This window comes from Acrocarpospora macrocephala, from assembly GCF_009687865.1.
Taxonomy (GTDB): domain Bacteria; phylum Actinomycetota; class Actinomycetes; order Streptosporangiales; family Streptosporangiaceae; genus Acrocarpospora; species Acrocarpospora macrocephala.
Map to the genome: position 1 here is coordinate 197,876 of NZ_BLAE01000009.1, position 14,246 is coordinate 212,121.

A 14,246-nucleotide genomic window follows, 5' to 3' on the forward strand; every position below is an offset into this window, starting at 1 on the left:
GCTTCTGCTTGCCGATCTCTGCCCAGGCGGCGGGGCCCGGGAGCGGCACGGGGTCAGCGATCACGGTTGACCTCCTTCATCAGGTCTTTCAGCGCCGTCCGGGCGGCGGTCAGGTTGTCTTCGGTCTCGGTCAGCGTGGTCTTCAGCCGCGCGTTCTCCGCCAGCGCGTCGTCGCGCTCGGTGGCCAGGCGTTCGACCTGGGCAAGCAGCTCGTCGATCCGCGCCGTCAGTTCCCGGCTGCCGGCACTGGCCAGCGCCGTCCCCAGACCGCGCTGGACGGCGGCCTTGAGCTTGTCTCGCTCCGCGCGCAGCTGCTTGATCTGCGCGCGGGCCAGCTCCAGGTCGCAGGCCAGGGACGCGGCCGAGGCGCTGGTCCCGGTCGCGGTGGCGCGCCGGGCCGCTTTGGCCTGCCCGGCGATCGCGGTCTCGATGTGCTCGCGGACGCCCGGGGAGTAGACCAGTGAGGTCGACACCCGGGCCGCCGCGGCGACAGCCCGGAACGTGATCGGTTCCCCGCAGGACTTCAGCTCCTCCAGCGTGGCCAGCACCTTGCCGCGTTTGACCTGGCTGTCGGTGCGGCGAACCTCGCGCAGCACGTCGCCGGGGGTGCGCCCGGCGCCCGGTGACCTCTGGCTCACGCGCTTTCCCGCCCGCGCCGCCCGGGCATGCCCAGATCGGTGATGCCGCCGGCCTGCTGGGCCCGGAGGATGCGCAACGCCTCGGCGGCCGCGAGCAGTTCGGCCCGTTCCTCTTCGGGCAGCGCCTCCAGCTTGTCCCGGGCGATGCCGGCGATCCTTCCCATCGCCTCGATGTTGGCGTCGAAGTTTTTGATCACGTACTCGTCGACGTCCATCGCCAGCGCCCGCTCCCGATCGGCCCGCAACTGCATGACATGCTGCTCCATCTCCGGCAGGTAGGTCGGGTCGGCGCGGAAGAACTTGCAGGCGGCGCACTGGAAGCGGATCGGGCAGGCGTTGCCCCCGGCTCTGACGTTGGCGGGCTCCTTGCAGCGGCCGTAGGGCACCGCCACCGACTGCGCCTCATAGGCGGTGCCCGAACGGGTCGGCCGCCCGCGACCGGCGCGGTCGAAGCCGTGACGACCGGCTATCTCCACCGCTTCCCGCTTCCGCTTGAGGGAGACGGTGTAGTACCCGGCCGTGGTCTGCGTCGATCGATGATCCATAAGGTCGCGGAGCACATCGATCGGCACCCCGGCGTCGGCATGTCGTTGGGCGTAGGAATGGCGGAACGCGTAGGGGAAGATGAGCGAGCGGTCGAACGGCAGCGGCCGCCCATCGGGGCCGAACTCCTCGGCCAGCAGCTGGGGAACCGCATCGGCGAAGGCCCGGATGATCGGTGAGATCTGCTCGGAGGTCAGATGCCGGACCTCCCCGAACTCTCCGGCAGGCGGGAACAGAAACCCCTGCGAACCGGACGGCAACGCGATCGTGGCGCGGACGGCCTGCCAGGTGTGGACGGTGGTCACCGTCTCGGCGGGGATCGGCAACCGGCGCCGGTTGCGCAGCCCTTTGCCGTTGTCCCAGCGCAGCTGCCAATCCTCCCCGTCCCGCTCCAGGCAGTCGACCTCCAGCTGGCCGATCTCGGCGGGGCGGCGGCCGGTGTCGCGCAGCAGCTCATAGACCGCCACCGCCATCGCGTGGACCTGCTCGGGGGACAGCCGCCCGTGGCGGATGCCCGCCCCGAGCAACTCGGTGCAGGCGTCCAACTGGGCGATCACCGACTCGGGGATGGCCTTGCCGATCTCGTCCTCATTCGGTTCGGCCTGCTTGATGACGTGGCTGGAGTGCCGGGCGAATCCGGCGGCCATGCCGTCCAGCCGCTCGGTGAGCCGGCCCCAGTCCAGCACCTTGAACCACATCGACAGCAGGCCGGCTTTGCTCTTCTGGCTCATCTCCTGGCCATCGGCGCGCAGGAGGTTCTCAAAGCCCGCGACGATTGCGGTCATGTCGGCGAACCCCAACGCCGCGGGGTCCAGCCCGCCGCCGGTGCGCGCGTCCAGCGCCCGGGCGGCGGTCTGCGCCGCCTTGTGTGCCCGGCGGACCTCGCTGGTCGCGGGCTTGGCCTCGCTGACCCAGGCCACCAGGATCTCTCGCAGCCAGATCTGCCGGATCATCGAGATGTCCAGATCGCCGGGCCGAGCGGTGGGCCTGCCGTGCCTGCCCCGGGCCCCGAGATCGACCAGGTCCAGGGTCGGCCGCGTGGCCGGATCCACGCCGCGGAACCGGTCGAAGGCCGCGGCCACCACCCGGAACGTCTCCCGCAACAGCGCATCGACGTTCGCCGTGGCCTGGGTCGGCAGCGCGCCCAACTGGACCGCCGCGATCGCGGCGATGCGGTGGCCGGCCAGCACCGCGACCGACTGGCGGACCGCGGTCGGGTCCAGCCGCTGTCCCCGCTCATCCCGGGCGGCCAGCGCGAACAGCAACTCCGCACGCACCACCGGCTCCAGCGGCGCCAGGGAGAACTGATTGACGATCAGGAACGGCGCCTGTTTGTCGAGCCAGGCCGCGTCCGCCACCTCCAGGCCGTCCGCTCGCAGCCGCCGGGTGTGCAGGTCACAGATCCCCGAGCCCGGCCGCCAATCACGCCCGCAGCCGCCGACCAGACACGCCGGAAGCGGGTCGTAGGCGGCCGCGGCGGCGACCCACGCCTCCAGGTCCTCGGCGCCGGGCCGCTTGCGCATCATGTCCTTGTGCCGTAGCGACCCGTGCGCGGCGCACAACCCCCACACCGCCCCGTCCCGTGGGCAGCCCGCCACGATGCAGGGCCTGGTCCCGCCGTCGATCACCCGGTTGCGGTCCGGGACGAAGCCGTCCCGGAACTCCTCCAGCGCCAGCGCCGACTTCCGGAACTCCTTCTCACACAGGTCACACAGGGTTTGCGTGCGTGAGATCCGGTCGCAGGCCGCCACCGTGCAGCGGTAGGCGACCGTGGAGCGGTTGTCGACATCGCCGGTGAACAGCCACGTGGCCGCATCCCACTCCCCAACCCGCCACGGGGTGGGCGTGCTCGCCGACAACCACGCGGTCCAGATCTCCGCCTGCGCCGGTGCCAGCGCTTCCTGGATCGGCCCGCGCCCGTCCGGCGCCTCGTCCGGCGCGGGGAAGGCGAGCACGTTGCCCGGGCCGCTCACGAACGGGCCTGCCTTCTCCTGGCCGCCACCATCTCCACGGCCTCGCGCTTGTCGGAGTCGGTGACATGGGAGTACGGGTCCTGCGAGGTCACCGAGACGTGACCGGCGATCTCCTGCACGACCCGGCGATCCACCCCAGCCCGCCGGAGCCTGGTGATCGACGAGTGGCGGAGCATGTGCGGTCTGGCCCGGAATCCGGCCTGCTTGGCCAGGCGGCAGAACAGCTCATAGGCGGTCCCGTACGACATGGCCTTGCCCAGCGGCACGTGGAACAGGTTCACGAACACCATGTCCCCGGCGTCCCCGACGATCTCGGCCCGCTCGAACTGGTAGTGCGCATAGAACTCGATCGTGACCTCGTCCACCGGGATCGCCCGGGGTTGCCGGGCCTTGGCGAACGCGCCGTTGGCGTTGACCCGCCGCCGGACGTGGACGTGCGGCCCTTCGTGCCGGCAGCCCAGCACGCGAGAATCGGGCAGCAGGTGCATGTCCTGTCTGCGCAGCCCGAGCGCTTCACCAATCCGCATGCCGGTCTGCGAAAGGAGTTGGATGAGGAATCTGTCGCGCTCGTGCCTGGCCAGGCCGAGCAGCACGTCGATCTCCTCATCCGTCAGCCACTCATAGCCCGGGATCGCGACCCTGTACTTGATCGTGCGGGCCATGATCGTGCGGTGCTGACCGTCCTCGCCCGGATCGAACCCCGCCGGCAGGTAGCGCAGGAACTTCGGCTGAGTGAGCGTGTTGACCACCGTCGGCGGCACCCAGCCCTGCAGGCTGCACCACGACAGGAACTCCCCGACGGTCCCCATGATCTTGTTCGCGGTGTCCTCGCTGCGATACCGCACCGCGGCGCCCGGTTTGAGTGATCGCGGCGGCATCGGCTCGTCCACCAGCCAGCGCATCATCGCCATCAGCTGGGGAAGGCTCGGGCCGGCCCAGTCCAGCCCATGGCCTCGGCAGTACGACAAGTACAAGGCGATCCGGCCCGCGTAGGTCTTCTCGGTGTTGAACGCCCGGCCCGCCCCGCGCAGCCCCGCCAGGTACGCGCACGCCTCGACATGCAACTCGAGGTCCTCGTCGACCACCACCCACGACACCGACTCATCGGCGGCCACCGCTCGTTCAGCCCGGTAGTGCTGCTCGGGCGCACCTGACCTGCCCAACATGCCGTACGGACCCCCAGATACTGTGCGTCAAGTAGCCGCCAACACTACTTGAAGTACTTGCCGCACGACTGAGAGTAACCAAAGATAACGATGGTTCCGACCGCATATTCCGCGGTGGACATGCCCGCCTCCCTTCGGGCTCCGGCAGCAAGCGTCCACTGGACCCCAAGTCGACGCGCCCGATCCACGACTGCGAGCGTTTGCTCCCTACTCCACGAGCGATTTCGCACCCGCCGACGTGCCCTGACCTGATCTCCCAGGACCCGGCCAGCCGGATCGATCGGTCCTGCCGAGCGAACCAGTGCCAGCGATACGACCTGGGCATCAAGCCTGGCTGGGCCGTCTCCGCCCACCGGACCGACTTGGTCGATAGTGCCAACCGCATGAACGGGATGGTCCAAGGCCGTCTGACCTACAGGGTCGACCGCGTGAATGGGACGAGCCGTAGTGGTCTGAGCTACAGGGCTGAGTGGATGAAGCGGATCAGCCGGAGCGGTCCGACCCACAGCCCCGAGCGGCTTCACCAAGCGAAGCGGGCGGATTGGGTTGCTGGCGGTGGCTTGGTCTGCGCGTCCGATGGGATGAATCTCCGTGCTAGCGGGTGCCGCACTGACTGGCTTCGGCTGGTCGAGAGGAGCGGGGGATGTGGCCGAGTTCATGATTGCTAGTGCGGAGGTTCCCGTAGATACCGATCGTGGTGGCGTGGCGGAGGCGAGCGGACCGACAGGCTCAGGGCGGACAGGTGTGGGACCGACCGTCATGGCTAGCGAGGGAGACGGGAACGGCGGAGTTGGTTGTTTGGTGGCTTTCGCCAACCTTGGGGATTCGGTTGAGCCGACGATGATCAAAGACTCGGTCGGGATGACCGGTTTCCGGCGGACGAACGTTGATGGGATGACGGGAGCAGCCCGGTTGACCGGGGCGGCCAGGCCGACGGCGGCGGCTAGGTCGACAGCGGTCGCCGGATTGACGGCAGTGGCCGGACTGACAGGGGCCGCCAACTTTGCGGGGGCGGCCAACTTAGCGGGGTGGGGAGGGGTTGGGCAGAGGCGAAGGTGGCGGGGTGAGGTGGTGGGGTGAGAGTGCTGGAGTGGCTGAGCGCCCTGGGTGCGCTCGCTGGTCCACACGCGCATCTGGTCCTCCTACAAGCCCGGGACGGACCCTCCGCCCGAAGCCATACTCAGAGTGCCCGTCACTCGACCTTCCCGCTTGACCCGAATCCCGTTCTGTGGATAACCGAAAGGCTGTGGATAACTCGCTCGCTAAATCAACCAGCCGATACGCCTACCCGTAGCCCTGTGCACATCTCGTTATCCACAGCTGTGGAAAAAGTCATCCACAAGGTTCTTTCGCCGAGTTCGCCAGTGCGCCGCTCCGACCGGCTGGGCCGTACCCATGCCCACCTAGCTGCGGAAACCACCTGACTGACAGCGTGTGCCAGGAGCACATTGAGGAACGCAGGACTCTCGGCCGACCCTCATCGGAGACTGCCGCTAGGGGCGACAGGCTTCTGGCACTACCGGACCCGCCGTTGCCGACGACCGATCTTAGAGTTCAAGTAGGCCAACCCTCCGTCCCGAACATTTGCTTCACCTATCGAGATTCGATAGATTCTCATCGCAACTCGATAGAAGGATGGGCCATGGGAAAGCTGACAGTGCGTGCGCTTCGCGCCGTGCTCGTGGTGGTGCTCGCCGGCACCGTGTTCGTACAGGCATTGACGCTGTGGGTGTTGGTCAGCGGGAGCGACCCGGAGGACGGGTCGCTCCCGCTGACCCCGCTGCGCGTGATCACAATCCTGGGCATGGTGTCAGCCCAGGTCGCCCTGGTCAGCGTATGGCGGCTGGTGACGATGGTGCGACGCGGAACCGTGTTCTCCCACGCCGCCTTCCGGTACGTGGACGCCGTGATCGGCGCGATCGTGGCGGCCGCCCTCCTGTGGTTCGCGGTCACGGCCCTCAATGCGCCGGACCAGCGGGACGACCCGGGTGTCACCGTCATCATGGGCGGGATCGGCCTGGCCATCCTGGGGGTCGCGCTCATCGTGCTCGTGCTGCGGATGCTGCTCGCCCAGGCCGTCGCGCGCGACGTCGAAGCGGCGCAGATGCAGGCCGAGCTGGACGAGGTGATCTGATGCCGATCGTCGTCGACATCGACGTGATGCTGGCCAGGCGGAAGATGTCCGTGGGCGACCTCGCCGACCGCGTCGGGATCACGCCCGCCAACCTGGCGGTACTCAAGAACGGCCGCGCCAAGGCGGTGCGCTTCGCGACGCTCGCCGCGCTCTGCGAGGTACTCAACTGCCAGCCGGGCGACCTGCTGCGCTGGCAGGCCGAGGACGCCGCAGGCGGATGACGTACCCCAGAGCGGGCGTGAAACGCCGGGCACCACCGGCCTGACACGGCACGTCGACCGCATGGACGTGGATCGCCCGCAGTACCGTCCCGACCTCGTAGATTCCGGTTGACTTGCACCGCACCGCCTTGGTCGACGACCGCGACCTGCGAACGTGACCTCTCCACCGAAATCCCCCGTCCTTCCAGCGCGGAAGGGCGGGGGTTCGTCGCTGGGCGGGCAGCCAGGGCTTCGCCGTAGTCCCTCAGGGGCGGGGCCGACTCCCACGCGAACTTCGCACCTACCGAAGATCCACAAGTGGGGCCAGAACGCTCTACATGGGGCAGGTGCCGCTGGTGAAATCACAGGCTCGGTCGGAGCGTGAGGCGAAGGGGTGTGGGTCGGGGAGCGAGCCTTATGGGGTGAGGACTTGGGTCGCTAGACCGGCCACCACGGGGATGATGCCGAGGAAGACGAAGGCCGGGAGGAAGCACAGGCCGAGGGGGGCTACTGCTTGGACTCCGACTCTTCGGGCGGCTGCGGAAGAGGCCGATCGAGTGGTGTGGCGGGCGTCGTCGGCAAGGCGGGTGAGGACGTCGGCTACTGGGGCGCCGCTGTCGACCGCTCGGGACATGGTTCTGGCTAGGGAGGCCAGGGGGCGTTCTTCGGCCAGGGCCGACCAGGCGGTGGATGGGTCGGCGCCGAGTCGCATTTGAGCGCTCACCCAGAACAGGCATTCGCCGAGCGGTCCGTTCACGGCCCTTGCGGCGGTTTCTGCGGCGGCGGTCAGGGGCTGGCCTGCGCGGAGGCAGGCGACTATGAGATCGGCCGCGAATGGGAGATCCGTGATCATTCGCTCGCGGCGACGCCGAGAAGTGGCTGGTTCTCTTTTGCGGACAAGGGCTATAGCGGCAGTCGCTGCCATTGCCGCGGCAATCAGTCCCGGTAGGCCACCCACGATCAGGTACGTCAGCACTGCGGTAGGTCCTGCGACAAGGATGCCCTTTTGCAGCTGCCGTGCGGCGTGCTCGGCTTCGGCGCTCCTGATGCCGCCATTGGATGGCTGAAGAGGCCCGCCCAAGGGATGGGTCTGTCCAGCACCCCACGGATGGGCCTGCGCCTTGCCCATCGGGTAGCCCGAGTGAGCGGTGACGTCTTCGGTGCGCGATCGTCTCTGCACCTCCAGTAGACGATCAAGCGATCCTTTGCGCGTCGGCCAGATCCAGACTGAAAGCGCAGCCAGCCCTGCACCCATGAGGATGAGCATCAGATTCTCCGTGGCGGATGAGCACTTACGTGTGAACTACTTGCTTAGTCAGCGACCAACGACCTGTGGTCTCAGACCGCAGGATGGCGGGCTGATAACCCGCGGCCTCGGTCAGGGGGACAGCGAGCAAACGACCTGCGGCCCAGCCTGAAGGGTGGCGAGCCAATCGCCGGCACCTCGAACAGGAAGCCGATCGACCAACAAACCAGCGCCCCCCGAAAGGCGGCCACCCACAGGCGGCGCTCCAGGACCACCTTGTGTTCGGGAGACCACAACCGAACCAGGTCGGCGGAGCCGTAACGAGCGGCGTCCTACAAATCACCTAGCGGCCTGCCACCTCGGCAAAGATCCTGCGACCTCGGCGAACAGAGCGATCGGCTAACGATCTGCGACTCAGCCTGGAGGGCGGTGAGCTAGCGGAGGGCGGTGAGTTAATGGCCTGCGGTCTCGGCTCGGAGGACGAGGCGGTTGGTCCACCAGAGGCCTGTGACGTCAAGTGTTAGGCCGATGAGTAGGCATGCGAATCCGGCTGGGGTGCCAAATAGGAAGGGGAGGGGCTCCATGCCTAGGCCTGCGGCCATCAGGAGGCCGAGCGCGGGTAGGCCGGCAAGGAGGCGGGCAGTGGCGCGAGGTCCGGCCAGTTGTGCGGAGACGTCTTGGCGGTGTGCTTCCATTTCGCGAAGGGATGAGGCTACGCGCTCGACGAGGGAGGCCAGGCCGCCTCCTACTGTGGCGCTGACTTGCCAGCAAGCCGCAAGGCGAACCAGGCCCTCGCCTCCGGCAGGTGGAGCGGCTCCGAGTAGGGCGGCCGCGATGTCGCCGCCATCGCGTGCGACCGCAGCGATGGGCTTCAGTGCGGCCGGGTCGGGGACCTCGATCGAGGAGATGGCACGAGCCAAGGCATCGCCGGGTGTACGGCCAGCCGTCAGTTCAGCCACGATTCCTTGGCAGAGTTCAATCGAAGCGACCCGCCACTCCGCCGCCTCCTTTGCGGGCCGAGCCCGCCGAAACCAGGGACGCCGCGGTATCCACCATTCAGCGGGATCGCCCTGGAGCACCAGCAGCCTGGCCGAAGCAACCGTTGGGCCGAACCACAACCATCCGGCAAGACCTCCGAGCACTACAGCGATCGGACCCAATTTGGGACTCCACTAAGTCTTCGACGAGGCGTTACCGCCAGCTTCTTGATGGGGCTTGCCGCCGCCCCCTGGCGTCCATGGCCGCGAGACGAGCGGCGTGGTTGTGGTGATACGCGCTCCGAGACGAAGTGCTTTGATCATGGAATGCCTGGGCAGCGGGCTCTCAAGGTTGGCAGCGCTGGGCCTGGCGTTGGAATGGGGATTGGCATTGGGGTTGGCCTTGGGCCTGATGTTGGGGCAGGCGTTAGGGCTGGTGTCAGGGGTGGGGTTGAGGTTGGGGTGGTGGTGAAGGTGAGGGCGGGGGTGACTGTGACGAAGCCGGTGGGGGTTCGGTGGAGGAGGGAGATTTCGGAGACTTGGCGGATGCCGGTTCTGGGGTCTCGGACCAGGTGGATGACGGCGTCCAGGGCTGCCGCGATCTGGCTGTGGACGGCTTCTCGGGAAAGGCCTGCGGCGCAGGCCAGTGCTTCCAGGCGGGGTGGGACGTCGGCGGCGGTGTTCGCGTGGAGAGTGCCGCAGCCGCCTTCGTGACCGGTGTTGAGTGCGGCCAGAAGATCTACAACCTCAGAACCGCGAACCTCGCCGACGACGAGCCGGTCTGGGCGCATCCGGAGGGCCTGGCGGACGAGATCCCGGAGCATGACGCCACCGACGCCTTCGAGGTTGGGCGGGCGGGCTTCGAGGCGGACCACGTGAGGGTGGTTAGGGCGGAGTTCGGCGGAGTCTTCCACGAGCAGGAGGCGTTCTCCGGGGGTTGCCAGAGAGAGCATGGCGGACAAGAGGGTGGTCTTGCCTGTTCCCGTGCCGCCAGTGATCAAGAAGGCTAGGCGGGCGGCCATGATCGCGCGTAGGGCGGTGGCTGCTGGGCCGGGGACCAGTTCCTCGAGCGTGAATGTGTGGCGTGACGGGAGGCGAAGGGAGAGGCATGTGGCTTCGGCGGCGATGGGTGGGAGAACGGCGTGGAGGCGCACTCCTCCGGCTAGTCGGGCGTCGACATAAGGGGAGGCGTCGTCCAGGCGGCGGCCTGCGGCGGCTGCGAGGCGCTGAGCCAGGCGTCTGACGTCATCGTCAGAAGGGAAAGTGACGCTTGTCCTGCGGAGACCGGTGCCGTCGTCGACCCAGACTTCGTTGGGGCCGTTGACGAGCACATCGGTCACCCCTGGGGCGGCAAGGAGGGCTTCCAGAGGCCCGGCACCGATGAGATCCGCTCGAAGCGCCCGGGCGATGTCCAGGACTTCCGCGTCGCCGAACATGGCACGCTCGGCACGTAGCGCCGCCGCGACCCTCGCCGGCGTAGGTTCCGCACCCGTTCGAGCGAGACGAACCCGGACCGCTTCGACAAGCTCAGGCGCCGCTTTGTGGGCACCAACAAGGTCACTCTCCATTGTTGGCGCGCCAGCGACTTCGGCCTGTGTTCTCGCGACTGGAGGCGGAAATGAGTACCCGCGGCTACGTGGTCGACCGGAACTACCAAATCGCGATGAGTCCTCCGACATGGTCGCCTTCGAAAGCGTGGACGTCCCGATGGGTGACACAAACCCCACGGACGCCGAGGAGTTCATAGACGCAGCTCCCACCGCGGAGGTGCTCTCAGATGAGCCCTCCGACATGGTCGCCTTCGAAAGCGTGAACGTCCCAACCGGTGACACAAACCCCACGGACGCCGAGTCCATAGACGCAGTTCTCGCCGTGGAGGCGCTCTCATCGGCGGCTGAGGCCAGCCCTCTGAGCGCGCCCGGCCCCACTGGGATCCCTGGCCTGGCCGCCACACCATCGGCCACTGGCGACATGGACCGGCCCACCCGGGGCGAGGCCACAGACACATCGGATTCCTCAGCCGGACACCGCCCTGCGAACACAGTTGCTCCTACCGGGACGCCCAGCGCAGCGACGGCATGCGTGGATGAGTGGGGTGAGGGGCTAGGTGTGGTCATGGGTGGCTCCCAGGTGGTCGAGGAGGGTGGTGCAGAACCTGCCGAGGGGGGTTCGGCCCAGGGGCGGGGCGACGCCTCGGTCTAGGGCTTGGGTGAGGCCGCGTTGTTGGGGGCAGATGAGGCCGCCGGAGAGGCCCAGAGAGGCGGCGACTACGTCAGGGTCGAGGGTGCCGGGGCGGACGACGGCTTTGAGGTCGCCGGTGTGGGGGCGTAGGGCGGCGAGAGTTTGGGCGGCGGCGAGCACGCCCCTGACGTCTGCGTGGACCAGGACGAGGGTTGCCGTCGCGCGGGCGAGCGCCTCGGCGATGGCTTCGTCCATGTGCCGGGGGAGGTCGACGATGACCAGGTCGCAGCCGCGCCGGGCGGCGTCCAGGACGGCTCGCATGGCTTCGCGGGGGATGCGCATCGGTTCACCGCGATGCCAGGAGAGAACGGTGAGTTCGCCGAACGTGGGGAGCGCGCGCTGGAGGGCGCCGTAGCTGACGCGGCCTTCGCGGCCGACGATGTCCGGCCAGCGGGCGCCGATCGCGTCTTCCTCACCCAGGACCACGTCGATGCCGCCGCCGAGGGGATCGGCGTCCACCAGCAAGGTGCGTAGCCCGGCACGCGAGGCGGACAGCGCCAAGGACGCGGCCAGCACGGTCGCGCCTACGCCACCTCGACCGCCGGTCACGCACACCACGGTTCCGGCCCGAGTGGATGGTTCGGCGGCTTCGGCGAATTCCGCGACGAGAAGGCGTTCCTCCGCCGGCAATTGCAGCACCGTCTGCGCGCCCACCGCGACGCATCTTCGCCAGGTCGCGGGATCCTCCGGGCTGCGGGTCACCAGCAGGACGTTCTGTCTGGGTGGCGGTCCGGTGGCTGCCAGATCGTCGGCTAGATCCGCGCCGATCACGATCAGCGGAGCCGTACGCCACTGGGGTCTTGCCCGTGAGGCGACATGCGCCACATCGAGCTCGACCCCTGCTGCGGCGGCCACGCGCAGCAGATCGTCAAGCAGATCCTGGTCATCCGTAATGGCCAACGGCCGATACATCGAGGTCTCCATCCGTCGAGAGAGACCACTTTGCGAGAACCACGCCCTTGCCCGAGGCCCCGAACCCTGAACTGTGGATAACCCATCCCCCTGTGGAAAACCTCGGGCCGACTGAGGCCAGCCACGAACCTGACCACGAACTTCCTGACTAAGCGGCCAAGTCGCTGGCCGCTTGAGAGCGGGCGAATGGAAATCCGGAACCGCGCGGATCGCGCTTATCCCGCTTTGGCGGACAGGTAAGTCTTCGTAGGCGATCGGTTTCTCGTGGCCGCGACCCGAGACTCCGACATCAGTGTGGTGACGATCGCAGGGGTGGCGAGGGCCACGGGATGCCCACGACGATCAGCTTGTTGGCCACCCCTACGCATCCGGCGGCGGTCACCCCGCCGATCGATCTCCACCGCCAGATCCGCGGGCAACGGTCCTGACGCGCCGGCCGCGAGCCATCCGGTGCTGAATTACTTCCAGGCACTAGGTAACAATTCGGCATCGGGATCGACTTAGGGATCCAACCAAGCGTCGTGAGGTCGCGTCAAGAAAAATGGCGACCCCCGCCGGGGGGGGAGAGCGGGGGTCGCCGACCGGTCCGGCTCCGGGGGGGTAGAGCCGGTCCCGTTTCAGAAGAAAGCTTTCATCAGTTGGCCAGGGCATGGCAAGGGACTTGCATAGGTGCCCTGTACGCAGTCACTCCCACATTGGGAGATACCACCGTATGCTGCCCGATCTACGCGAGTTTCGTCGAGGAGCAATCTGCAATTTGCGCCAGATTTTTTCGCGGGACCAAGCTCGGTCGCCAGGAGTTCACTGCCGTCAACCAATCACAGTCCGTGATCATTGCTCACTATACCGATCCATTGCCTCAATGTGTGACAAAACCCGTCAGATGTGTCAGCAGCTTGGGCCCCCAGCTCGGTAAAGGTCTTGCTCCAAGGGGTTCCCAAGTGCAGGAATCCGACGTAGAAAGGTGACACGGACTAGGTGTCCGGGTACGGCTGCCGGGTACCCACGCGCGACCAGCCGCGGGAGGCGTGTCGACACGGGCTTGCCCCGCTAGACAGATAAAGGTGCACGCTTGGTAACCCGGTATGACGTACTGGCGACGGCGTCCCATTCCAGGGACGCCGTCAGCTTTTGTCCGAATCCCTCCCCCGCGACCGCAACCTCGCAAGAGCTCGCAACGCGAGCCTCGGGTTCGTTGCCCACGCGCAAGCTGACCAGCGGGCATGGAGACCACGTGTAGGGAACGCCCTCACACCGCGCCGGATTGCCTACCGTGGAACTCCCACCCACCCAGCCCGTTTGTTTCCCTCGTGCTCCGCCCGACCCCGCCGCCACTGTGGCTGCCCGAAGGAAACGACGGTCGCATTGCCGTGGAACTCTCACCCACCCTCCCGTCGCGTTGTCCGGGCTCCGCCCGGCCCCATGGTCTCCGTGGCTTTCGCCACCCACCCGCTACGGATCGCGACCACCACACGGTCGAAGAACGTCAAGGGCAGCATTTCGACGCACGGCACGACGTGACTCCCACCGCTCCGCCTCCAGAACCCACAGCAACGGCGACAGGGAGAAGCGGTTACCCAACCAACCCCAAGATCAGCCCCGCCCCAAGGACTCACCGCGACAAGGCCACACAAGCGCCGTCGTCTCCCGCTCGCCCCCAGAACCCACTGCAACAGCGACAGAGAGCAGCGCGTTACCCACCAACCCGAAGATCAGCCCCGCCCCCAGGACTCACCGCGACAACGCCTCACAAATCGCCGTCGTCTCCCGAGCCCCCAGCACGATCGCCTCCGCGCAGTGCGCAACCCACCCCACCACCCCATCCCGCGTCCCGCCCGAATACCCCCGAAGCCCCTCCACATACCCCGCACCCGCCTCCAGATGCCCGACCTCCACCACAACCAGGCTCTTCGGATCCAACCCATGCTCAATCAACGTCAACCGCTCCGCCGCCCGAGCCACCACCCCATCGGCCACCCCAAACGGCCGCAACACCACAAGCTCCGCATGCACGATCGCCCCCAGAACAACCGCGGGCGCCTTCGACGACGCCAGCAACTCCGCGAGCGCCCCCAACCGCACCGAAACCTCCGCAGCCCCAGGCGCGGGACCGAGTCCCAGCGGGTCCGCCGACGTGTCACCCCCACGCGGCCGCCCAGGCTCATCGGTCAACCCAACCCCGGCCAACGCGTGCAACCGCGCCAAAGCCTGCCGAG

At 67.7% G+C, this 14,246-nt stretch carries 10 protein-coding genes; 2 read left to right on the forward strand and 8 right to left on the reverse strand.

All coding sequences use genetic code 11. The features are described 5' to 3' along the window. Nucleotides 1-53: 53 nt before the first annotated feature. The 3 genes from Amac_RS09180 to Amac_RS09190 are packed head-to-tail and all read right to left on the reverse strand — an operon-like array spanning nucleotide 54 to nucleotide 4,320. Nucleotides 54-638 (reverse strand): DUF6262 family protein, encoded by a 585-nt coding sequence (locus Amac_RS09180; protein ID WP_155353879.1) that lies wholly within the window; start codon nucleotides 636-638, stop codon nucleotides 54-56. Continuing rightward, the gene (locus Amac_RS09185) at nucleotides 635-3,154 is read right to left on the reverse strand and encodes a tyrosine-type recombinase/integrase (protein WP_218040957.1); all 2,520 of its coding nucleotides are present in this window, start codon (nucleotides 3,152-3,154) and stop codon (nucleotides 635-637) included. The genes Amac_RS09180 and Amac_RS09185 overlap by 4 nt, the downstream gene beginning before the upstream one ends. Continuing rightward, nucleotides 3,151-4,320: a tyrosine-type recombinase/integrase gene (locus tag Amac_RS09190; protein WP_218040958.1), complete on the reverse strand. Its 1,170-nt coding sequence runs from the start codon at nucleotides 4,318-4,320 to the stop codon at nucleotides 3,151-3,153. The genes Amac_RS09185 and Amac_RS09190 overlap by 4 nt, the downstream gene beginning before the upstream one ends. Nucleotides 4,321-5,962: 1,642 nt before the next feature. On the opposite strand from Amac_RS09190, the gene Amac_RS09195 reads away from it, so the two are divergent. Together Amac_RS09195 and Amac_RS09200 are read left to right on the forward strand one after the other, a co-directional pair. Next, complete coding sequence (locus Amac_RS09195; RefSeq protein WP_155353880.1) at nucleotides 5,963-6,454, forward strand: DUF2975 domain-containing protein; 492 nt, start codon at nucleotides 5,963-5,965, stop codon at nucleotides 6,452-6,454. Continuing rightward, the gene (locus tag Amac_RS09200; protein ID WP_155353881.1) at nucleotides 6,454-6,675 is read left to right on the forward strand and encodes a helix-turn-helix domain-containing protein; all 222 of its coding nucleotides are present in this window, start codon (nucleotides 6,454-6,456) and stop codon (nucleotides 6,673-6,675) included. The genes Amac_RS09195 and Amac_RS09200 overlap by 1 nt, the downstream gene beginning before the upstream one ends. A gap of 394 nt (nucleotides 6,676-7,069) precedes the next feature. Here the strand turns inward: Amac_RS09200 and Amac_RS55960 are convergent, their stop codons facing one another. The 5 genes from Amac_RS55960 to Amac_RS55965 all read right to left on the reverse strand — a co-directional run. Beyond that, complete coding sequence (locus Amac_RS55960) at nucleotides 7,070-7,507, reverse strand: type II secretion system F family protein (RefSeq protein ID WP_246268186.1); 438 nt, start codon at nucleotides 7,505-7,507, stop codon at nucleotides 7,070-7,072. An 845-nt stretch (nucleotides 7,508-8,352) separates the two neighbouring features. Further along, on the reverse strand, nucleotides 8,353-9,042 hold the full coding sequence (locus Amac_RS09210) for a type II secretion system F family protein (RefSeq protein WP_307729713.1): 690 nt from the start codon (nucleotides 9,040-9,042) through the stop codon (nucleotides 8,353-8,355). Between the two features lie 155 nt (nucleotides 9,043-9,197). Continuing rightward, complete coding sequence (locus Amac_RS09215) at nucleotides 9,198-10,445, reverse strand: TadA family conjugal transfer-associated ATPase (protein ID WP_155353928.1); 1,248 nt, start codon at nucleotides 10,443-10,445, stop codon at nucleotides 9,198-9,200. A gap of 535 nt (nucleotides 10,446-10,980) precedes the next feature. Beyond that, entirely contained in the window at nucleotides 10,981-12,030 is a 1,050-nt protein-coding gene (gene ssd / locus Amac_RS09220) for a septum site-determining protein Ssd (RefSeq protein ID WP_155353883.1), read from the reverse strand. A gap of 1,731 nt (nucleotides 12,031-13,761) precedes the next feature. Then, on the reverse strand, nucleotides 13,762-14,246 hold a 485-nt coding region (locus Amac_RS55965; RefSeq protein WP_507762640.1), incomplete at its 5' end, for a Fic family protein.